The organism is Microcoleus sp. LEGE 07076, from assembly GCF_015207455.1.
Lineage (GTDB): Bacteria > Cyanobacteriota > Cyanobacteriia > Cyanobacteriales > Microcoleaceae > Microcoleus.
Genome location: NZ_JADEWV010000015.1, coordinates 32,297 through 52,233, shown reverse-complemented (window position 1 = coordinate 52,233; position 19,937 = coordinate 32,297). Strand labels below are relative to the sequence as shown.

The 19,937-nt window shown below is 45.9% G+C and carries 18 protein-coding genes; 8 read left to right on the top strand and 10 right to left on the bottom strand.

Annotated features, from left to right (window positions below; translation table 11 throughout):
• Positions 1-248 precede the first annotated feature (248 nt).
• Together IQ270_RS04310 and murQ are read left to right on the top strand one after the other, a co-directional pair.
• The gene (locus IQ270_RS04310) at positions 249-623 is read left to right on the top strand and encodes a DUF3110 domain-containing protein (protein WP_193972018.1); all 375 of its coding nucleotides are present in this window, start codon (positions 249-251) and stop codon (positions 621-623) included.
• Positions 624-831: 208 nt separating this feature from the next.
• Positions 832-1,746 carry an N-acetylmuramic acid 6-phosphate etherase gene (gene murQ / locus IQ270_RS04305; RefSeq protein WP_193972017.1) on the top strand — a complete coding sequence of 305 codons (915 nt, stop codon included), beginning with the start codon at positions 832-834 and terminating at the stop codon, positions 1,744-1,746.
• 396 nt (positions 1,747-2,142) lie between these two features.
• On the opposite strand, the gene IQ270_RS04300 is transcribed toward murQ, so the two are convergent.
• The gene (locus IQ270_RS04300; protein WP_193972016.1) at positions 2,143-3,429 is read right to left on the bottom strand and encodes a CAP domain-containing protein; all 1,287 of its coding nucleotides are present in this window, start codon (positions 3,427-3,429) and stop codon (positions 2,143-2,145) included.
• A gap of 130 nt (positions 3,430-3,559) precedes the next feature.
• Between IQ270_RS04300 and IQ270_RS04295 the strand changes: the two genes are divergently transcribed.
• Positions 3,560-3,721 (top strand): hypothetical protein, encoded by a 162-nt coding sequence (locus tag IQ270_RS04295; RefSeq protein WP_193972015.1) that lies wholly within the window; start codon positions 3,560-3,562, stop codon positions 3,719-3,721.
• Positions 3,722-4,075: 354 nt separating this feature from the next.
• Here IQ270_RS04295 and nblB read toward each other — a convergent pair whose 3' ends face one another.
• Both nblB and IQ270_RS04285 read right to left on the bottom strand, forming a co-directional pair.
• On the bottom strand, positions 4,076-4,738 hold the full coding sequence (nblB, locus tag IQ270_RS04290; RefSeq protein WP_193972014.1) for a phycobilisome degradation protein NblB: 663 nt from the start codon (positions 4,736-4,738) through the stop codon (positions 4,076-4,078).
• A gap of 119 nt (positions 4,739-4,857) precedes the next feature.
• Complete coding sequence (locus IQ270_RS04285; RefSeq protein WP_193972013.1) at positions 4,858-5,319, bottom strand: CBS domain-containing protein; 462 nt, start codon at positions 5,317-5,319, stop codon at positions 4,858-4,860.
• Between the two features lie 245 nt (positions 5,320-5,564).
• On the opposite strand from IQ270_RS04285, the gene IQ270_RS04280 reads away from it, so the two are divergent.
• Positions 5,565-5,891, top strand: a complete 327-nt coding sequence (locus IQ270_RS04280; protein ID WP_193972012.1) for a ferredoxin — start codon at positions 5,565-5,567, stop codon at positions 5,889-5,891.
• 283 nt (positions 5,892-6,174) lie between these two features.
• Positions 6,175-7,623: a D-alanyl-D-alanine carboxypeptidase/D-alanyl-D-alanine-endopeptidase gene (gene dacB / locus IQ270_RS04275; RefSeq protein WP_339384282.1), complete on the top strand. Its 1,449-nt coding sequence runs from the start codon at positions 6,175-6,177 to the stop codon at positions 7,621-7,623.
• 1,942 nt (positions 7,624-9,565) lie between these two features.
• Here the strand turns inward: dacB and IQ270_RS04270 are convergent.
• From IQ270_RS04270 to accA, 4 genes are all read right to left on the bottom strand, one after another.
• Positions 9,566-10,996 carry a phosphoglucomutase/phosphomannomutase family protein gene (locus tag IQ270_RS04270; RefSeq protein WP_193972010.1) on the bottom strand — a complete coding sequence of 477 codons (1,431 nt, stop codon included), beginning with the start codon at positions 10,994-10,996 and terminating at the stop codon, positions 9,566-9,568.
• Positions 10,997-11,127: 131 nt separating this feature from the next.
• On the bottom strand, positions 11,128-11,862 hold the full coding sequence (gene folE / locus IQ270_RS04265; RefSeq protein ID WP_193972009.1) for a GTP cyclohydrolase I FolE: 735 nt from the start codon (positions 11,860-11,862) through the stop codon (positions 11,128-11,130).
• Between the two features lie 142 nt (positions 11,863-12,004).
• Entirely contained in the window at positions 12,005-12,730 is a 726-nt protein-coding gene (locus IQ270_RS04260) for an SDR family oxidoreductase (protein ID WP_193972008.1), read from the bottom strand.
• A gap of 243 nt (positions 12,731-12,973) precedes the next feature.
• The gene (accA, locus tag IQ270_RS04255) at positions 12,974-13,954 is read right to left on the bottom strand and encodes an acetyl-CoA carboxylase carboxyl transferase subunit alpha (protein ID WP_193972007.1); all 981 of its coding nucleotides are present in this window, start codon (positions 13,952-13,954) and stop codon (positions 12,974-12,976) included.
• 221 nt (positions 13,955-14,175) lie between these two features.
• Between accA and IQ270_RS04250 the strand changes: the two genes are divergently transcribed.
• Positions 14,176-14,682 carry a tellurite resistance TerB family protein gene (locus IQ270_RS04250; protein ID WP_193972006.1) on the top strand — a complete coding sequence of 169 codons (507 nt, stop codon included), beginning with the start codon at positions 14,176-14,178 and terminating at the stop codon, positions 14,680-14,682.
• A gap of 225 nt (positions 14,683-14,907) precedes the next feature.
• On the opposite strand, the gene IQ270_RS04245 is transcribed toward IQ270_RS04250, so the two are convergent.
• Both IQ270_RS04245 and IQ270_RS04240 read right to left on the bottom strand, forming a co-directional pair.
• Positions 14,908-15,933, bottom strand: coding sequence for a long-chain acyl-[acyl-carrier-protein] reductase (locus IQ270_RS04245; RefSeq protein ID WP_193972005.1), 1,026 nt, complete (start codon positions 15,931-15,933; stop codon positions 14,908-14,910).
• A 141-nt stretch (positions 15,934-16,074) separates the two neighbouring features.
• Complete coding sequence (locus IQ270_RS04240) at positions 16,075-16,767, bottom strand: aldehyde oxygenase (deformylating) (protein ID WP_193972004.1); 693 nt, start codon at positions 16,765-16,767, stop codon at positions 16,075-16,077.
• Positions 16,768-16,947: 180 nt separating this feature from the next.
• On the opposite strand from IQ270_RS04240, the gene IQ270_RS04235 reads away from it, so the two are divergent.
• Together IQ270_RS04235 and IQ270_RS04230 are read left to right on the top strand one after the other, a co-directional pair.
• Positions 16,948-17,766, top strand: a complete 819-nt coding sequence (locus tag IQ270_RS04235) for a carbohydrate ABC transporter permease (RefSeq protein ID WP_193972023.1) — start codon at positions 16,948-16,950, stop codon at positions 17,764-17,766.
• A gap of 154 nt (positions 17,767-17,920) precedes the next feature.
• A complete protein-coding gene (locus IQ270_RS04230) occupies positions 17,921-18,178 on the top strand; it encodes a transporter suffix domain-containing protein (RefSeq protein ID WP_228056071.1) in 258 nt (85 codons plus the stop codon).
• A 155-nt stretch (positions 18,179-18,333) separates the two neighbouring features.
• On the opposite strand, the gene IQ270_RS04225 is transcribed toward IQ270_RS04230, so the two are convergent.
• Positions 18,334-19,362 (bottom strand): hypothetical protein, encoded by a 1,029-nt coding sequence (locus IQ270_RS04225; protein WP_193972003.1) that lies wholly within the window; start codon positions 19,360-19,362, stop codon positions 18,334-18,336.
• Between the last annotated feature and the right edge of the window lie 575 nt (positions 19,363-19,937).

Genomic DNA, 19,937 nt, shown 5'->3' with positions numbered 1-19,937 from the left:
ACGCAACACTACCCAAAACCAAGTCCTCCAACTCCCCCAAATCCCCTAGATTTCCCCCCCAGTGCAGGATCTGCCCTCAATCTAAAATCTAAAATCTCCAACCGAGTCGTCTAAATGCCCCAACTCTTTTCGATCCCCCCCAGTCCAGGATCTGCCCTCAATCTAAAATCTAAAATCTAAAATCTAAAATCGGTTGCCCGATCGCTTCTAAGATAAAAAAACGGTGGTTAAGAAGGTCTTTAAAACTTATGCGAGTGTTCGTCTTACTCTTCAATGCCCGCACCGAGAATGAGGGAATTCATACCATTCAACTCGGCGATCGCAACAAAGTTCTGATGTTTGAGTCGGAAGATGACGCCACCCGCTTTGGCGTGATGTTGGAAGCTCAGGATTTCCCCGAAGCTACCGTCGAGGCGATCGACGATCAAGAAATTAAGGAGTTCTGCGACAGTGTTGATTATGATTGGGAACTGGTGCCGGCGGGCGCGCTAGCGATTCCGCCAGAAGACAATGTAACACAAACTCAGTGGCAGGCCCAGGAGCAACCTGATCCGGAGCCGGATTCTGAGGTTTCCCAAAACGAACTCGATTCTATGCGTCGCCGACTCGAAGGACTCTTGTAACAGTCAGCAGTCAGCAGTCAGCAGTCATTAGTCATTGGTTAATGGTCATTGGTTAATGGTCATGGGCCGCTCCGGCCCGCTCCGGGAATTGGGCCTTGGCCCGCTCCGGCCCGCTCCGGGCATTGGGCCTTGGTAATTATCACCAACAACTAACAACTGCCAACTAACAACTAACAACTAACAACTGCCAAGTGACTAATAAAAAAAAATGAAAAATTTAGAAGAAAGAGGGCATCTGCTGACTGAACAGGTGAATGCCAACAGCGAAAATTTAGACCAGTTAAGTTCGATCGAATTAGTCGATTTGTTCAACCGGGAAGATGCCCACACATTAATCGCGATCGCCACCGCCCGCCAAGAGTTAGCCCGGGCGATCGACACCGCCGCCGAATCTCTGCGTCAAGGAGGCCGCCTGTTTTACGTCGGTGCAGGTACTTCCGGGCGTTTGGGGGTGCTCGATGCAGCCGAGTGTCCCCCCACCTTCTGCACCCCGCCAGAACTCGTACAGGGCATAATTGCCGGGGGTGCGGGAGCTTTAGTGCGGAGTTCGGAGGATTTGGAGGATCGGAGTGAGGATGGGGCGGAGTCGATCGCCCACCGTCACATTACCAACTTAGATGTGGTTGTCGGAATTACCGCAGGAGGTACAACGCCCTTTGTGGCTGGTGCCTTACACGCAGCGCGACAGCGGGGGGCGAAGACTGTGTTTATCGCCTGCGTACCCGTGGAACAGGTGAATTTTGAGGCTGATGTTGATATTCGGTTGTTGGTTGGCCCGGAGGTAGTGGCGGGTTCGACGCGCTTGAAAGCCGGTACAGTCACAAAAATGGCTTTGAATATTATTTCGACTGGTGTAATGGTAAAGCTGGGTAAGGTTTACGGCAATCGCATGGTTGATGTGGCGGTGACCAACCAGAAATTGCGCGATCGGGCGGTGCGGATGTTGCAGGATTTGACTGATTTGAGTCGGGATGAAGCGGGTTTTTTGCTCGAAAAAAGCGGCAAGTCTGTTAAATTAGCTTTGATGATGCACTGGACTAATTTGGAGAAGGAAGAGTGCGATCGAATTTTGGCTGAGTTTCAAGGAAATTTGCGATCGGCTGTAGCATCAATTAGTCATTAGTCATTAGTCAGTTGTCAGTTGTCAGTTGTCATTTGCAATCGATTCAAGAAATTGTGAAATCTCTTCCCCGGATCTGATGTGATAAACACTGTTGGTATTTTGAGCGCGACCTACTCGCGATCAGCTGTCGCGCCAATAAACATTGCATATTCAGGGCGGGCCCGACACCCCACTCATTGTTTTATTAGACCTCTTGCAAAAGTCCTTTTAATCAAATTTTGGGATGGCTTCGAACCCGTCCTAACTATTTTTGCAAGAAGTCTATAGTTTTTTAACATACAGTTTAAATGCCACAACAGCTTACTTCTGAAGTAGTAGGGTACGTCAGCTTCGACAATCTGGGCTACCCATCCCATCCCTACCAACTGACGCACCTTACAAGCTACCTATTCCCCGTTACCCATTCACAAAAACACTTGATGCAAGCTGACTTTCACTTACACCTTGCACAATTCCCAAATAATTACTGCCAGACTTAATCGCCGTAGAAGCGACACTTGCACCTCCATCCAACTGCAAACTCACAGCTTCAAAAGTCAAGTTGGCAAACCCGATACCGTCAGTCAAACCAATTTTATCTCCTGCCCCAAAATCAGTAATCACATCCGCACTAATTAAAGCAGCCGCAGCAGACAAACCTCCTGCTAAAATAAACGTATCATTTCCGTCACCGCCCGTCAGAATATCTTGCCCGCGATCGCCCCCCAACAAATCCGATCCGTTACCGCCAATCAAGATATCATCTTCTTTGCCGCCGCGAATCGTATCGTTACCGTCAGATCCGATCAGTCGATCGTTATCGTTGTTGCCACTGATAAAATCATTACCAACCCCCCCATCAATTAAATCCGATTCTTTCCCGCCCCATAAACTGTCATTGCCCCCAGCCCCATTAAGTGTATCCGCACCTTGCATTCCATTAATTATCTCAACACCATCTCCACCCATGAGACTGTCTTTGCCAGAAAGAGCAAAAATTGACAATCCCGCAGCAGTTGTCGGTATTTGAGTATCGCCACTATCTGATAGGAAATAGTTGCCGCCGCTGGCTGTATTCTTGGGTACTGGTGTCGGGTTGCCCTCCCCCGCAGCATTGGGTATTGGGGAAGTAATTGCTACTAATGTGTTGGGAGTTGGAGTTGGAGTTGGAGTTGGAGTTGTAGTTGTAGTTGGTGCTGCATTGACGCTACCGTCAACAGAAGTAGCAAAAACTTGTGTCCAATAGTGATTCCTATTTTCTGTGCCAGTATCGTTGGCTAAGAAATAGTAACCGATTCCTATTTCTTTGAGATTGGGGTTAAGAATGTTAGTCCGGTGGCCGCTGCTGTTCATCCACCCTTCAACGACTTGTTCCGGTGTAGAAGAACCCGCAGCGATGTTTTCTGCTGCTACCCTGAATTGATAGCCCGTTGCAGTAATCCGACTTCGCGTTGAAGAACCATCTTTTCCAGTGTGGGAAAAGAAGTCTTGCAGTGCCATATTTTGGCTCTGAGTTTGCGCCGCACTCAGTAACTGAGTATTTAAAGTTAGGGGGGATAAACCTAATTTACTGCGTTCTATATTGGTTAGTTCTAAAACTCTATAAATAAAGTTTTGATTGGTTGGGGATTGGGAAATTTGAGAAGCGGATCGCTCTCCTGTTAAAATGTCCAAAGACTGAGAACCGGAATTTTGTTCTATCATGGAGATGATTAAAAATTTTAAGACTTGGCGAGTGCTAGTAGATTGCTTACCGTCTTAACGATAGTTTCCCCGATTCTTGGTTGGCTGGGTACAATTCAATAATTGTGTTAATCCCTGCCCCTGCTGCTGTATGTATTTTGATTATAGCTCTGGTCAAAGTGCGAATGTCAAGAGTCCGGCTGTGGTGGGGCTGGGGAATAGGACGATCGCGCGCTGGCGCCAGAACCTAGAAACCCGGTTTCTACCAGTTAAAAAGCCTGGTTTCTCAGACGTGCGATCGCGCGCCAACTAAGTTTTTTCTAAAATACTCAGAAGTAATTCTACTATTGGCTTCCGACAGTTTGAGGAGTGATGCAAAAAGTCGTTTTACACTGACATCTTGCACCGTCAAAAACAGGCTCTCCGGGGTGTTCTCTCAAAGAATTAATTTCTGGTGAGATGGGCCCCAGAGCCAGTCCATAAAAGGCTTCCACACGAATTAATTGTGGAACATTTCAGTTGACACGCACCTGATCCCGCTACCGATCGCGATCGGGTGCGATCTTGTAGCACCCTAAACAGAAAGTTTGTTCGTCCAGTATGATTAATTCAAAATTAACAACCGCTCAGCGTTGCGAGTCAAGCGTGGCAATCTCCAGATTTCCAACTATTTTTTTTGTCCGACTTTAGCCTCCTGAGCAACTTGCTCAACGTCATCTTGGGCGAGAATTTCCAACGCCGCCTCTGCTTCGGCACCGCCCAACCGCCCCAGAGCTTGGGCGACTCTATAACGAATCTGCCAATCTGCATTAGAAGCGTAGGGAAGCAGCAGCGGCAGCGCCCGTTTATCTCCCAATTCTCCTAATGCGCTAATCGCAATAGTTTGGATCAATTCGTTTTCAGAACCGAGGGCATTTTCTAACATGGGAAATGCTTTGGAATCTCCCATTTCTCCCAACGCCGCGACGATACTCAGTTGCACCAACCATTCAGATGTACTGCCGTAAACTTGCTCCAAATCTTCTAAAGCAGCGGTTAATTTCAATGCGCCCAAAGCATCGGCTGCTGCTGCTTGCACGTCGGGTTCGGGGTCGTTGTGCAAGCTGTGAAGCAGTACCTCTAAAGCATTCGGCAGATTCTGCGTGCCGAGGGTTGACATTTGGCTGACGCCAGCGTATCTGACTCGGACGTTTTTGTCGCCGATCGCAATTTGAATCAAATTGTAGGCGATCGCAGGTTCTAGTTGTCGCAGTTGGTTGACACCTCGCAGCCTTTCGCCAAAATCCTCGGAATTTAACAATTGTTCTACAGATTCAGGGGTAATGCTCATCGGATTTTAGATTTTAGATTTTAGATTTTAGATTTGGTAATTGGCAATTGCCAAAAATTCGCAGATTGAAGGAGCGATCGACTCATTTTCTGATACAATCCTTCAACTACAACAATTAATTAAGACTCGGCAGCCATCGCTCGGATAATATCTCCCCTAGTGAGGACTCCGATTACTTTGCCTTCTGTATCAACTACCGGCAATCGGTGGATGCTGCGATCGTGCATTAGTTTTGCAGCTTCTTGGACAGATTCATCGGGGCCGATGGTAACTGGCTCTTTACTCATCGCTTCTCCTACTGTTTGTCCTAAAGCCTTGTGGAGTTCTCGCTCGTAACGCGAAGGATTTTCTAGGTAAATCACGCTGTCGAGTACCATGATGTAAGCGGGCGGAGTTATGCCGGTTTCCCGCCACATCAAGTCGGTTTCGGAGATGACTCCTACTAATAAGCCATTCTCATCTACGACGGGAAGACCGCTAATACGTCGATCGGCTAAAATTTTAATCGCTTCGTTCAAGGGCATTTCGGGACGCGCTAAAATTAGCTCGCGGCTCATCAGATCGGCTACTGTTTTGGGCATGATTGGCGGTTGATTGAGTTTTTGCTCTACATCCGATCATATAGGCAAAGCGTGACATAGACTGAAGAAAGGCAGCTCTGCTGAAGGGATTTGTGAGAAGGTAGAAGGAAGGAAAAAGTTTGAATGCCAGAATTTGAAAGGTTGTTTCAATCGCACTGGCGAATTCTGCCGTTTGTCTAGAATAACGCGATCGGGCAGACGACGACATTGTTAAAATATATTAAACAGCCGATAAATCCTTACCGATGCCAGAATCTCCAGCCCCAGAATCAGAATCTCAACCAGAAGCGCGCTGTGTATTAATTTGCCAGTATCAATCTTGCCTAAAAAATGGTTCAGCAGAAGTGCTCGCTGCTTTTGAAGCCGAACCCGTTGCAGGGGTGAGTGTTAAAGCCTGTAGCTGTCAGGGACAGTGCAACACAGGCCCGACTGTGCGAGTCACGCCTGACGAAATTTGGTATTGTCGAGTTAAACCGAGTGATGTACCGTTGATTGTGGAAGAGCACCTCAAAGAGGGAAAACCTGTAGAGGCGCTGTTCAATCCGAGAATTCATATGCGTTATTATTATTAGTCTTCACTTGATGCGGTGATAATTGTAAGTTATGGCGCATCTAATTTGAATAGAAATTGTTAGAATAAGATTGCATTTATTTGCTCGTTTTTTTTCTAAAAAATTTGCGTAAATATGTGTAAATCTGCTTAAAATCTGCGGTTTTCCTATCAATCAAAAATTCAGGCAATCTTATATAGCGGTTCTCAGTTAGGTGTGAGGTATGCCCACCCAGGCCGATGCCCTATGCCGCATAGTACCTCATATGAGAGTTCAAAAGGCTACATATTATGGAAATTGCACTGTGAAAATTCAAGGAATCGCAGTTAGTTTGCTAATGCTAGTGTTGGGGCGCGCGCCGGCGGCAGTCGCTCAAACGCCGGCGGTTGCTGGGGATATTTGTTCCGGGGAATTGGGCGCAAAAATAGATGCGATCGCCAATCGTCCTGAATTTAGCCGATCGCGCTGGGGCATTTTGATTCAACCTCTATCTTCTACAGCTACTCTCTACAGCCGCGACGCAGCCAAATATTTCATTCCGGCATCAAATGTCAAGCTGCTAACTACAGCCGCTGCATTGCAGAAACTCGGTGCCGATTTTCGGATTAAGACATCGGTTTACAGCGGCGAAAATGGTAATTTATATATTGTTGGGAGGGGAGATCCGAGTATTACTGAAACTGGGTTAAAATCCTTAGCGCAGCAGTTGAAACGGCGCGGAATTAGTCAAGTAAACGAGTTGATTGGGGATGATAGTTATTTTCAAGGCAATGCGGTCAATCCAAATTGGGAATGGGAAGATGCTCAAGCTGGCTACGGCGCGCCGATTAATAGTTTGATCTTCGATCGCAATTCGATCGAGCTTCTTTTGTCCCCGCAGGATCTAGGGCAACCTCTAAAAGTTACTTTTGCCGAACCGCAACTGACAAATCAATGGCAAATTCTGAATAACTCTGAGACTGTCAGACAAAATGAACCGGAGTTTGTGGACGTGGGGAGAGAGTTCGATCGGCAGACAATTCGAGTTAGCGGACAGTTGAGAGTTGGTGCTGAATCTGAATCTGCCTATGTGGCCGTTGTCAATCCTGCCAGCAATTTTTTGCAGCATTTTCAGCAAGCTCTAGCAAATGCAGGAATTAAAGTCGATCGGGCAGTAGTTGCATCTAATTCTCGCAGTTTTAGTCAGGAATTAGCGGCAGTCGAATCACCGCCAATGGCGGAATTAGTTAAAGAAACCAATCAGGAAAGCGATAATGTTTATGCTGAAGTTTTGTTGAGATTGTTGGGCAAAATTACAGAGAGTATACCCCTGCAGCCAACAGATAGCAGTGAAATTGGTTTGAAAGAGTTAAAAACAGCTTTAACAGAATTAGGGGTGAATCCAAACAGCTACATATTAGCCGACGGGTCAGGACTTTCCCGCCACAATTTAATTAGTCCAGAAGCCTTAGTGCAAACTTTGAGATTGATGGCGAATTCACCTGCTGCATCTATTTACCGCGCCTCGCTGCCGATCGCCGGCGAAAACGGCACTTTAAAAAATCGATTTAATTCTACCGCAAGCCGCGTAATTTTGCAAGCAAAAACAGGAACTTTGAGCGGAGTTTCGGCGCTGTCGGGATATATCGAAGTTCCCAACTACGAGCCGCTGGTGTTTAGCATTATTGTCAATCAATCTGACCTGCCGGCTTCAAAATTGCGATCGGCAACCGACGAAATTGTGCTATTATTAAATCGCCTGCGTCGTTGTTAAAACAGATTTAAGGTAAGAAATTTTAGATAAGTAGTTACACCTAAAATACCCAACTCTGCAAAACCCTCCAAGTTTTAAGGTTGGAAAACCTCATTTTTGCAAAAAAGCATTTTTTACGATTTGCGAGCGTCCGCTTGCGAGCAAAATTGAGATGCTCGCTTTTAAGTTTAATTAGGGTTTGCTGTTCTACATTTAAACTGTCTGTCAAAAAACAATAAAACTATTGTGGGGTGGGCTTTACCGCCCGCCCTGAATATGCAATGTTTATCTGCGCGACAGCTTAAGCAAAATTAATTACATAATTATCTCCAAAACTTTTAATAATTGTTTCTACACATGAAACAAGAGATTGCCAGCTAGAGTAGGCATCTATTTCTAGCGATTCATATTTGATCAACCGCCATAGAATCTCAATTAAATTCAATTTACGTTAATAAATCGGTAATCAAAATATAGTAGATTCGCGTTCTTTTCATTCTTCAAGTTGATCTAAAATCAATACGGTTCACTTAACATATTTATGCCCTGGAGATCCCTTGCAGCATCCCCCTGATTGTTGGGGAACTTTGAGGGCATTCTTGTCCCTCTCTTTTTAAGGGGTGTGCCAGGGAGATCGTCTTAAGTAAACCGTATTGGATCTAAAATGGCATTGCTAGTATGAATAAAAGCTTAATGTAGCACAATAAATGTTAGCCGCTCCACCACAGCAAACAAAGTATCACTTGCAGGCTACGATTACATCATAATTAATAGTCTGCTCTGAAATATAAGCAGACCGAGTGTTTTGTATATTCATGATTGACAAGACATTTAAACGCTTAGTTATACGACTATTAATTGAAAAATATTCGCCAATATCTTCTTGCCATCCATAAGGGACACATGGGATGCCACAAAATCTAGATTTATCCAAATAGTATAAATCAATTGTTACCTCATATTCTAGTTATTTTAGTTATGAAAATCTTTGTTTTTTTACTTGTATTCTATGGGGTCTGGCCGGCCGCCAACACCTGGACGGATTCTCGGCCTATTCATACTTTTTTTGAAATTATTCTTTTAATTGTTTCCGTACTCATATTAATAGAGAATTCTTTTTTTTATTTGTTGTACTACTTGCTTTAATTGTTTTGGTTGCAATTTTACCCAGTCTCTAATTTGAGCTGATTGTGCGGAATCAAATATTTTGTTTCTGCCTCTACCTGGTTGATTGTATACTCTGATCATTACCTAATGTTCCCATCGATTCAACCAGTTATACATGGTGTTATAACTAATTTTAAAGATTTTCATGGTTGTTTTAATTTTTGACATTTTGTGAAACTAAAATTAAAAAATCTGCTCGCGTGGCGCACTTGATGATGTCTGCTTTCTGGATAAATTCGGTTTAGCAATTTCAACGAAAGTGGATTGATATCTCGAAGTAAAAACCTGCATAAAACCTGTTTGAATACAATTTAATATTTCAGTATATCATATTAGTTGTTTATGTAATTAATTTTGTTGAATATTATTTAGAAAAAAGCTGACTGCAAGAGAATTTTTGAGTTTGTTTCGTTTACCCAATGTGTAAGGTGCGTCGCACGATATATCTGGCGTGAAATGCGAGGAATTGTTCTCGGGTGACGCATCTTACAACTACTGTGGCAGGATTTTGGCAAAATGGTATAACTACTAGAAAAAATATTTTTCAATGCCATTATTGATATTACCAACAAGCAAGGGAGGAGGAAACGGCAGTGCCGTATCCCTACAATTAATCGGGCGATGGTTACATCTGTTGTCGATCAAAATTGATTATTTTGGGATAGGGAAACGGCATTGCCATTTCCTCGGTTCCTTCGTTGAACAAAAACTAAAGTCCTGACTACCAACGAGTTTTATTGACAGAATTAAACTGTGGCACGGGCGTCTCGCCCGTGTCATTCATCTAACTTAAAAATTAACCTTTCTGCGCCCAACTCTTCGCCCAGTTCAAGTTTTGCATGACTTCTTTCAAGGTCGCAGCTTCAGAATACAGCCGCAATACTGGTTCGGTTCCGCTAAACCGAATTAACAGCCAACTTCCGTCGGCTAAACGGAATTTATATCCGTCAACTTTGTTGCAATCTACAACTGCTTTGCTGGCAATTTCTGTTAAAGGTTGATTTTCTAACAAATCTAGCAAGCGCGAACGTTCGTCCATGTTTGCTAAGTGCAAGTCAATGCGATCGTAGGCTGAAGTAAATTTAGTTTCTGTTTGCAGTCGGCTGTAAATTTCGCTTAAGTCTTCCCCGGATTTGACTACTGCTTCTAACAAGTACAGGGCTGACAGCAAAGCGTCTCTTTCGGGAATGTGGGTACCGTAGCCGATTCCTCCTGATTCTTCGCCGCCGACTAGGACTTGGGTGCTTAGCATTCGATCGGCTATATACTTGTAACCGATCGGCGTTTCAAATAAAGGTAAGTTGTACAGTTGGGCTATTTTGGGAATTATGTCCGATCCGCTGACAGTTTTGATCACTTCCCCAGTTAATCCGCGCCGCGAAGCTAAATGTTCGATTAAGATGGGAACTAGGATTTGTGAACTCAGAAAATTTCCGCTAGAGTCAACGGCTGCAATTCGATCGCTATCTCCGTCAAATACAAATCCGATCGACAAACCAGATGCTTTTCGCCCGTGGGTACGCATCACGCGGAACAACTGCGACAGGTAGCGGGGTAAGGGTTCTGGTGCACCGCCGCCGAACAGAGGATCTCGATCGCTGTTGACTTCGTGCACTGTTTCTTCTAAAATTTGTGCCAGTCCTCCGGCGGCCGCACCGTGCATGGCATCTACAAATACTGTAATTTTGTCAGAGGCGATCGCATCTTTAATCGCCTCGATATCCACCATTTCCCGCAATGTTTTGCAGTAAGCCGGCCAAGGATTGAAATTTTCCAATTTTCCGCCAGTTGCTGAAAGTGCCGCCGGATTTTCCAGTTTTGCTTCTATCTGTTGCGTAACTTCGGGCGAAACTGAACCTCCAAATCCGCCCTTGACTTTTAACCCTAAATATGAACCGGGATTGTGGCTGGCTGTCAGGACGATCGCACCCAAAGCATTTAATTGTTTGGCAGCTAAACTAAAAGCCGGAGTAGGAGCGTAAGATTCGCTCAGCAGCACGTCAAATCCGGCGTTTTGGACGGCATTAGCCGCTGTTTGGGCAAATTCTTCAGCCAAAAACCGGCGGTCGTAACCGACAATTACGGTACCGCTGCTGCTATCGCTGCTGCCTCCAGTTTCTGCGAGAACTTGTGCCGCTAGGGGAGCTACTAACGCTACGCGATCGAATGTAAAATCGTCGGCAATTATGCCGCGCCAGCCATCGGTGCCGAATTTAATAGGATTCATTTAGTCACAAGCGATGAGTCATCAATTCATTTTATTAGCAGAACGGGCGATCGTCACTATAAACTGATAACTGTTGACTGTTCGCTGGAAAGCTCACCACAGTCAACTGACAACTGCCAACTGTCAACTGACTAAAAGAATGCCGGTTGGTGGCGGATTAAATTGAGGAATTCTTCGCGAGTTTTTTGTTCGTCTTGAAACACTCCCAACATGGCACTCGTAACCGTCCAAGCGCCGGGTTTTTGCACGCCCCGCATCGTCATGCACATATGGCTAGCTTCCATTACTACAGCCACTCCCTGCGGTTCTAATATTGTCTGAACTGCTTCGGCAATTTGGCGTGTCAAACGTTCTTGCACCTGCAACCGACGGCTGTACATCTCGACAATTCTGGCTAATTTGCTCAGTCCCACTACTTTTTGGTTGGGAATGTAGGCGACGTGAACTCGACCCATAAATGGCAGCATATGATGTTCGCACATACTGAAGGCGCTGATGTCTCGCACCAGTACCATTTCGTTGTGACCTTCGTCAAAGATAGCGCCGTTGAGAAGTTCTTCGAGGGATTGGCTGTAGCCGCTGGTGAGAAACTGCATTGCTTCTGCTACCCGCTTCGGGGTTTTGAGCAGTCCTTCGCGTTCGGGGTCTTCTCCTATTCCCAGCAGCAGCGTCCGAACGGCCTCCATCATTTCTTCCTGGCCTACTTCGGAGGGGACGGGCACGTTGGATTCTTGACCGTTGGAGGAATTGCGATCTGGTCGAGTGCTGATGCGCGAGGCGTTGTTGTCTGCGGTTTCTGAAGGTTTCATGCTGTCAGTCAAGATTGAGTTCGAGGTGTTTGAACCGTTGTTGGATGCAATTGTCATAATAATTTTGTGTGAGGGTCGATTTTTGATTTTTGATTTTTGATTTTTGATTTTTGATTTTTGATTTTTGATTTTTGATTGGGGGATACAGATTCAAAGATGGTTGAATTCGAGCAAAATCCAGGAGTCTAAAATCTCAAGTTTACAAAACTCCAGCGTTGGACATGAGGGTGATTTCTTCGATTACTGCACTTGCCGGCAACTGAACTGCGTGCAGAATTGATTGGGCGACGATTTCTGGGGTTAACATGGCAGTTCGATCGAAGTCGGCTTGTACGGTGTCTGTGTCCCACATGGGAGTGTTGACAGAACCCGGACAGATGGCTGTGACGCGAATTCCCCGAGCTCGTTCTTCTGCGGCCAATGTCTTGGACAAAGCCATGAGACCGAATTTGCTGACGCAGTAGGCTCCCCAGTTGGGGAAGACTTGGCTGCCGGCGATCGAGGAAACGTTGATGATGATTCCCGATCCGCGATCGCGCATGGAGGGCAAAATTCCTAAAATACACTGCCAAACGCTAGTAAGATTGAGGTCTAGGACACTCTGCCAGTCGGCTAGGGGCGTTTCGGTCAAGGAGCCGGTGTAGCCCATACCAGCGCTGTTGACCAGAATATCTACGGGCCCGCATTGAGATACGATCGCCCTGATGCCGTTTTGCACTTGCTCAATTTTTGCCAAGTCTAAGGGATAAGCTTCTGCTTTCACTCCGACTTTTCTGGCTGCTGCGGCAACAGCTTCTAATTTTTCTGACTCTCGGCTAACTAAGGCCAGATTTATGCCCTCGGCGGCTAATGCTAGCGCTGTCGCTTTGCCAATACCGCTGCTAGCTCCGGTAATCAGAGCCTGCTTTGTTGTTCGATCGTTCATTAAATTTCCTGATACTTTCCCTCGGCAACTCTCGATCGATCGTTACAGCCTTCTTCGGCAAATTAGACAACTGTCGGCTGCAGGCGATAACAATTAATTATGAGAGTAACATTAAGAACTGTTAAGCCGATCTCATCTGAAAAATTATAACACTGCTGATAGATTTGCAGAATTATGAATTATGAATTATGGGTTATTAGTTATGAAGTTCACTTCATAACTAATAAATCTGAATCGATCGGCTCAAGCAGCAATTTCGGTGAAGACACCGATGTCGCGAAACTTTTGATACCGGAGTTCGCGCCGCTGCTGGCCGGTAAGCTGTGTCAGTTCTGCTAAGTTTTCCAACAAAGCTCCTTTGAGCATAGCAGCAGCTTTCAGGGGGTTAGAGTGAGCGCCACCAACAGGTTCGGGCACTATCTGATCGAGAACGCCGAGATTTTTCAAATCCCAGGAAGTGATTTTGAGAGCTTCTGCGGCTAAGTTGGCTTTACCGGAGTCTTTCCAGAGGATGGCGGCGCAAGCTTCGGGGGTGGCCACGGTATACACGGAATGCTCCAGCATCAACAGCCTCTCGCCGACCCCGATACCTAATGCGCCGCCGGAACCTCCTTCGCCGATGACGGTACAAATAATCGGCACCTCGAGGCGAAACATTTCTCGCAGGTTGCAGGCGATCGCCTCTCCTTGTCCAAGCTGTTCGGCTTCTAAGCCCGCCCAAGCCCCCGGAGTGTCGATAAAGGTGAAAATTGGCATCGAGAAGCGATCGGCGTGTTCCATCAACCGCAGGGCTTTGCGGTAGCCCCCTGGCGCTGCCATCCCGAAGTTGCGGGCGATATTGTCTTTGGTGTCGCGCCCTTTTTGATGGCCGATGATGACTGTAGGACGGCCGTCTATGCGGGCAATTCCGCCGACGACGGCCGGGTCGTCTCCGCCGCGCCGATCGCCGTGGAGTTCCATCCACTCGTCGCTAATTGCCTGAATGTAGTCGAGGGTGCTCGGGCGGCGCGGGTGGCGGGCGAGTTGCAGCCGCTGCATGGGGGACAAGCTGCTGAAAATTTCTTGCCGCAGTTGGGTCGAACGAGCTTCGAGTTTGCGAATTTCGTCGGTGACATCGACGCTGTTTTCTGCGGCGAGTTGGCGAATCTGGTGAATTCGGGTTTCGAGTTCGGCCAGCGGCTTTTCAAAATCTAGGAGTAGTGGTTTGCGGTCTGGGTTTGTCACGCTGATAATTTGTATAGGGTTTTAAGGTGAAAGTCGATCGGCACTTGGACGATCCTACCCTGTCAGGTGTTGCTGAAAAAGAGGGTTCCTGGGAAGTTTTGAATTTTGAATTATGCTTTGCTTGGTAACAAAAGTTTTAAACCAGAGGCGGCTGCCTCGTTTTTTTGCTAAACTATTTTTGCTAGATCCAGAGTTTTACCCGCGCCGATACGCGCACTCCTATGCCCCCCGACAGTGACAAAAAACTAAATCCTGTTGAATTGTTCCAAAGTGCAAAAAGCAACACAAGTGCGATCGAACTCACCCCTTCGGAAGCTTTAACAGCCCTGTCTGTATTAGCTGTTGCCGCCGACGGTCAAATCTCAGAAGAAGAAAGACAAACTCTGGCCGCCAATCACATTCGCTTGTTCAGGTCTTATTCAGGCCAGCACTTCCAAGAACTTTTTAAGAAAGTCTTAGCATTGAGCCGTCAGTACACTCCGGCTGAGGTATTTGCTGCTGCTAAAAATGCCTTGACTCCTCAGCTTCGAGAAACAGCTTTTGCTATTGCCGCGGATTTGGTTTTGGTAGATGGAATTTTCACCGTCCAGGAACAGGATTTTTTGCTGGAACTGTCCGAAGCTTTGGACATTCCAGACGAACTTAGTAAAAACATTATCGCAGTCATGACCCTCAAAAACTGCGGAGAGAACTTCCGAGGCGATATATCTATTAAACATCTCCCATAATGCTCGGTTCGCAGGCTCGCTTACAGGTTTTGAGTGGAAAGGACGATTAGATAAGTTGTAAATTAACTGTTTTTTGACAAATTAGGACTCTTTGTGCTGACTGCAAACAACTTTTAGTCTCGTCGCGCGATCGAACATAATGTTAACTCTTAGCTTTCTCAAAAAAATTACTGGTTATTATCAGAAAAAAATTTCCTCAATAACCAATAACTGCAAAAAATCACATCAAAATGACATCATCAAAGGTCGAAAACCGTGTTTGACGGAAATCTCGCCGATTTGCTCCATCTTTTCCACTGTAATTTGATTCCGTCCCCAAGAAAAATTGGTATACAATTTTTCAAATTCCAGCAGCATGGATTCGGCAAAACAGGCAAACAACTGTCGGCCCGGCACATCCATATTGACAATCTTCATAATTTTCCACTCAATATCGAGGGAATGCTCCACAATCCCGCCATTGAGCACGTAAATTTCGGGATACTTCACCTGAGTTGCCAGATTTTTCGGATAGCCACCGTCAATCAATAAACAAGGTTGCTTCAATGTCTTGGGGTCAATTTCTACTCCCTTTGGCATACTGGCGACCCAGACAACAATATCCGCTAGGGGCAGGGATTCTTCCAAATTCATGATTTTTCCTCGCCCCAATTCCGATTGCAAATCTTGCAAGCGTTCTTTGTCGCGGGCAATTAGCAACAATTCTGCCACATTTGTTTTAACATTGAGCCAGCGACATACAGCACTGCCAATATCGCCGGTAGCACCACAAACCGCTACCGTGGCTTTTGAAAGTTCAATCCCCAATTTAGGGGCTGCTTCTTCTACTTGGCGGCAGAGGATGTAAGCTGTGTGAGTGTTACCAGTGGTGAACCGTTCAAACTCCAACTTGAGATTGCGAATTTGCTTAATTTGCTGCAAGTTGAAAGTCTCAAAAATGATCGAAGAAAAGCCACCTAAAGCAGTGATATTAATCCCGTTTTTTTGAGCGTGCGCCATCGCATTAAGGATTTTGCGAGTGGCTGCTTTAATCCGGCGAGTGGCTAGCATTTCTGGCAAAAAACACGACTCCACATAGCGGCCTTCTATTTTTTGCCCGGTAATGCTAGTGACAGTGATATGATCAACTATTTGAGGCGGTGCGCTGCACCAAAAATCGAGACCTTGATCGGCGTATTCTGGATAGCCCAGCTCGTTAGCTACTGATTGGGCGTGTTCTAAGCTGGTTAAGTGACCGATTAGACCAAACATTAAGTTGTCAAATGAAGGAGGATTGAAGAAGGAAGAAGGAAGAAGGAAGAAGGAAGAAGGAAGAAGGAAATTTTCCAATTAAAAATGAGATGCCTCATTTTTGATTTTTAATTCTTTTCCCATTCCTTATTTCCCAATTAACTAGGCTGCTAGACCTTGTGCTGACATCCGCATGATGTCGCGGTTGTTAAAGCCAATGTTGCCTAAAGCTTCGCCGTAGGCAATCATAAAGTCTTCGATTAAAGCGTCTTTTTCCATTCCCAAGACGCGGGCATCGTCTGCGACAGCGTTTAGCAGCTTCCAGATGATGGGCAGGTTTTGGCGGTTGGCTGCTTCGAGTTCGGCTTTTGATTCCTCAAAGTGAGCTTGCAGCCAGACTTCCCCAAAGTTGAGGTGGCTGTACTCTTCTTTGACGACGCCTTCGGTGATTTTGCGGGCAAAGTCATCGGCGACGGGGATGTAGATGTTGTAGGCTGCGATCGCAAAACACTCGATAATTAGGGATTGAATCAGCAAGCAAGTTACAACCTGACCCTCAGCCGCGGCGGTTTGGAAGTTTCTGTGCAAATCAGAAAAGAATTGCTTGGCAAATGCCATATCGGGCGTGACCTTGAGATTCCGGCCGCAAGCTTGGAAGCCTTTCATGTGGCGGTTCTCCATCTTGGACAAGCCAACTAACTCGCTTTTTTTGTCAGCCAACAGTTCGGCCAGTGTCAGGTAATTGTCGTGAGCTTCTTGTTCGCCTTCAATCACAATGGCGTTGATACGGCTGTAAGCGTCTTTGTAAGTTTCGGTTTGAAAGTCTATTGTTGGGCTGGCCTCAAGCTGGGGCATAGATACGTTTTCTCCTTATATAACCTTGTAGGATGTTTGGGAACCCCTTAAAATTTTGGGGTCGCGTTGCACTACACTTTACCTATTTTCGACTAAAAATTTACGATTGTGTGGGAATCAGGGGGGCGATCGAGTTTGAGAGCCTCACAAGCTTATTATTTTAGGTTAATTCACAAGTTTATGGGTAAATCGTTGGGCTGGTCTCAAGCGCTGGAAGTGCTGAGTTTTATTTTGTTGCTGGCGGGGGCTGCGCTGGTGCTGCTGCCGCTGGCTGCTGTTTTTTTGGTTTCGGTATCACCATCAGGTGTCGGTGTCAAGGCCACAGGCTTGACTTTGGCGAACTATCAGGAGGCTTGGCAGAGGGGAAATTTTTTGTTGGCATTTGTTAATTCTACTCTAGTGGCGATCGCAGTGACAGGTTTTCAGGTAGTGACTTCTGCTTTGGCAGGTTATGCTTTGGCCAGGCTCAAGTTTCGGGGGCGGCAGGCTCTAGTTTTGGTGGTTTTGGCGACGCTGGTGATTCCGTTTCAGCTTTTGGTAATTCCTATTTTTATGGTTTTGAAGTGGGGTCATCTGCTGAATACTTACGGGGCGCTGATTTTGCCGACTGCTGCTAACGGTTTTGGGATTTTTCTGCTGCGCCAGTATTTTATGACAATTCCGGTGGAATTGGAAGAAGCGGCAATGCTGGACGGAGCTAACCGCTGGCAGGTGTTGTGGCAGGTGATGTTGCCTATTGCCCGCCCTGCTTTGGTGACGCTGTTTTTGTTTGCGTTTATCGGGGAGTGGAACGATTTGTTTAAGCCGCTGGTGTTTACGACGCGGCCGGAGTTGCGGACTGTGCAGTTGGTTTTGGCCGAGTTTCAGGAACAGTTTACTAGCAGTTGGCAGTTGTTGATGGCGGCGGTGGTAATTGGGACTGTGCCGGTGGTGTTGCTGTTTTTGGTCGGTCAGCGGCAGTTTATTCGGGGGATTGCGGCGACGGGAATTAAGAATTGAGTTGGAAATGGAATGCAAACCGCAGATGCTAGGTAGATTAACGCAGATTAACGCAGATAATTTCCAGATACTTGGAGACTTTTGCGAGACGTTCTCTATAATCTCAGTTAGGCCTGCCGCCGTGGAATCTAAATTTATCCAGTAAATCAAATTTATGCAGAATCTGCAAAAGCTGGGTTGGTTTTTATTTATTGCATCTTTTTTGCCCTGGCTGGCAATCTTGTTTATTGTACCATTCCTACCACTGAGTATCGCCGAAAAAACGCAAATAGATGTTGTTTTAGCTGTGCTAGCTGAAGTGTGTTTTTGGCTGAGCGTGGTAATTTTGGGAAAAGAAGTAGTTACCAAATATCGGAGTTATTTGAATCCCCGCTATCTTTGGAACAAAATCAGAAAATTTAACCGCAGATAAACAGGGATTGACGCACATTTGGTTCGTAGTGAGGAATGCGAGTCCGCATTTGGAGAAAACTCGCATTCCTCACAGACTTGGTTCGTAGTCAGGAATGCGAGTCCGCATTTGGAGAAGACTCGCATTCCTGACTACGAACCCAGGTAAAGGTTGAGCTATTCGCTAATAATTTGCAAGCGAATAGAGCGTTCTCCGTCTCCGAAATCCACTTCAATCTTTTCTCCCGAAAGACTGTCCAAGCATCCCAAAAGTAAGCGCAAATTTGGTGTGCTTGCTCCTGTATCGACGTACAATCTATCTGCCAAACTTCCTAAACGCTTCCAAACAGTGTAGAGTTTGACTACAGTTTGTTCTAGCAAGGCAGCTTGTTTGACAACATCGGCGGTGGTTCCCAAACAACCGACGCGCAAAGATTCTTCTAAAGCCATTTCCATGTCTAAGTGAGACTGATTGAGGGCTTGCACTTGGGCGGCTGCGTCGAGATATTTTGATAAGTTTTTTGCGTCGGAAGTTAGCTGTTTTACTGTATCTACGTCTGGATTTTCTGCTACTTCTTTTTGGATTTCTGTTTGGTGAGATGGAGATAGTTTCTCCATTTCCTTGACTAAAGGAGCCAGATAGCGGGAAGGAAGCGAACCGCTAGATGCTTTTTCTTTGACTTCTTCTGGGAGTAAGTCTGAGTTCATTGCCATCCATTCGTCGGAGAGTTGTTTGACTTCGCGGCGGGTAATTCGATCGCCCTTTGATGCGGCATCTGTTACCATTAGCTGTACTTCTGGCGATGCTTTGGCGGTTTCTACAAAGGCTCTTTTGCTGAAGTTTCTAATAGAATCTGGGTCTAAATCTCCTTGCTCGATCAGAGTATCGGCACTCTTGGCTAGTTCTATCAAAGAATAGGCTTGACTTTTGCCAATTTCTCGTTCTTTGAGCCAGTTCAAAAAGCCGGTGCCACGTCCGTCGCCGCCTTTTTTTTCTCTGTCTCGCACTGTTCGGAGAATGCGTCCGCGCCAGATGTCGGTTTGCAGGTCGAAGCGATCGCACACTTTCCAGGCATTGTCAACCTGATTGTCAAAATCGAAGTCTGGTATTTGTTCGTCTTCGGGATCTGGTAATTGGAAATCGATATCTGTCAAGCCTCTGAGGGCTTCGGCAAGTTCTGCGGGAGATTGGGGGACTTCAGCCATTAGAAAAAATGTGGGTAGTGCAACAGCCGATTTGATTTGGAACTTGCACGGTTTGACTTTTGAGACGCTATATGTAGGGGTAAAGTGGGCAAGACTTACCTACTAATAGAGTTTTTTGTGCAAGTCATTTTATTATTGCACGGTGGAGAGCGATCGGCGAAAAGATACCCAAAAAGACTCTGGGCACACCCCTGATGGGACTTGATGCGAGTGCTGGCGGTGCGGGGATTGAGTTAATCAGTTTCGCGGCTAAACGAGAGCGGTTTATGTTTGTTAGCTGAGTAATTGTTCGGTTCTTCCTTACTTATTATGCTAAATCAATAGCTAAATCACTAAAAGCAATTGAACAAATATGTCAAAATGTAAATCGTAAGCATTCAGGTAACATAACTCCTTGCTGGGCAAAGACTTTAGATATGGAGCTTGATGCTAAATAAATATCTATTCTCAATAAATCAGAACTAATGACAGTTTTTCGTCCTTTATTGACAATCAACCACCAAAGACAAAAACCCTTATTTTGCCCTAAAACCCTTACCAGACAAGCGTTGGACTCGCAAGTTTTTAGACCTGAA

Coding starts and splice junctions, on each gene's coding strand:
- IQ270_RS04310 (WP_193972018.1), top strand. CDS start 249: ATGCGAGTGTTCGTCTTACTCTTCAATGCCCGCACCGAGAATGAGGGA.
- murQ (WP_193972017.1), top strand. CDS start 832: ATGAAAAATTTAGAAGAAAGAGGGCATCTGCTGACTGAACAGGTGAAT.
- IQ270_RS04300 (WP_193972016.1), bottom strand. CDS start 3,429: ATGATAGAACAAAATTCCGGTTCTCAGTCTTTGGACATTTTAACAGGA.
- IQ270_RS04295 (WP_193972015.1), top strand. CDS start 3,560: ATGTATTTTGATTATAGCTCTGGTCAAAGTGCGAATGTCAAGAGTCCG.
- nblB (WP_193972014.1), bottom strand. CDS start 4,738: ATGAGCATTACCCCTGAATCTGTAGAACAATTGTTAAATTCCGAGGAT.
- IQ270_RS04285 (WP_193972013.1), bottom strand. CDS start 5,319: ATGCCCAAAACAGTAGCCGATCTGATGAGCCGCGAGCTAATTTTAGCG.
- IQ270_RS04280 (WP_193972012.1), top strand. CDS start 5,565: ATGCCAGAATCTCCAGCCCCAGAATCAGAATCTCAACCAGAAGCGCGC.
- IQ270_RS04270 (WP_193972010.1), bottom strand. CDS start 10,996: ATGAATCCTATTAAATTCGGCACCGATGGCTGGCGCGGCATAATTGCC.
- folE (WP_193972009.1), bottom strand. CDS start 11,862: ATGACAATTGCATCCAACAACGGTTCAAACACCTCGAACTCAATCTTG.
- IQ270_RS04260 (WP_193972008.1), bottom strand. CDS start 12,730: ATGAACGATCGAACAACAAAGCAGGCTCTGATTACCGGAGCTAGCAGC.
- IQ270_RS04250 (WP_193972006.1), top strand. CDS start 14,176: ATGCCCCCCGACAGTGACAAAAAACTAAATCCTGTTGAATTGTTCCAA.
- IQ270_RS04245 (WP_193972005.1), bottom strand. CDS start 15,933: ATGTTTGGTCTAATCGGTCACTTAACCAGCTTAGAACACGCCCAATCA.
- IQ270_RS04240 (WP_193972004.1), bottom strand. CDS start 16,767: ATGCCCCAGCTTGAGGCCAGCCCAACAATAGACTTTCAAACCGAAACT.
- IQ270_RS04235 (WP_193972023.1), top strand. CDS start 16,948: ATGGGTAAATCGTTGGGCTGGTCTCAAGCGCTGGAAGTGCTGAGTTTT.
- IQ270_RS04230 (WP_228056071.1), top strand. CDS start 17,921: ATGCAGAATCTGCAAAAGCTGGGTTGGTTTTTATTTATTGCATCTTTT.
- IQ270_RS04225 (WP_193972003.1), bottom strand. CDS start 19,362: ATGGCTGAAGTCCCCCAATCTCCCGCAGAACTTGCCGAAGCCCTCAGA.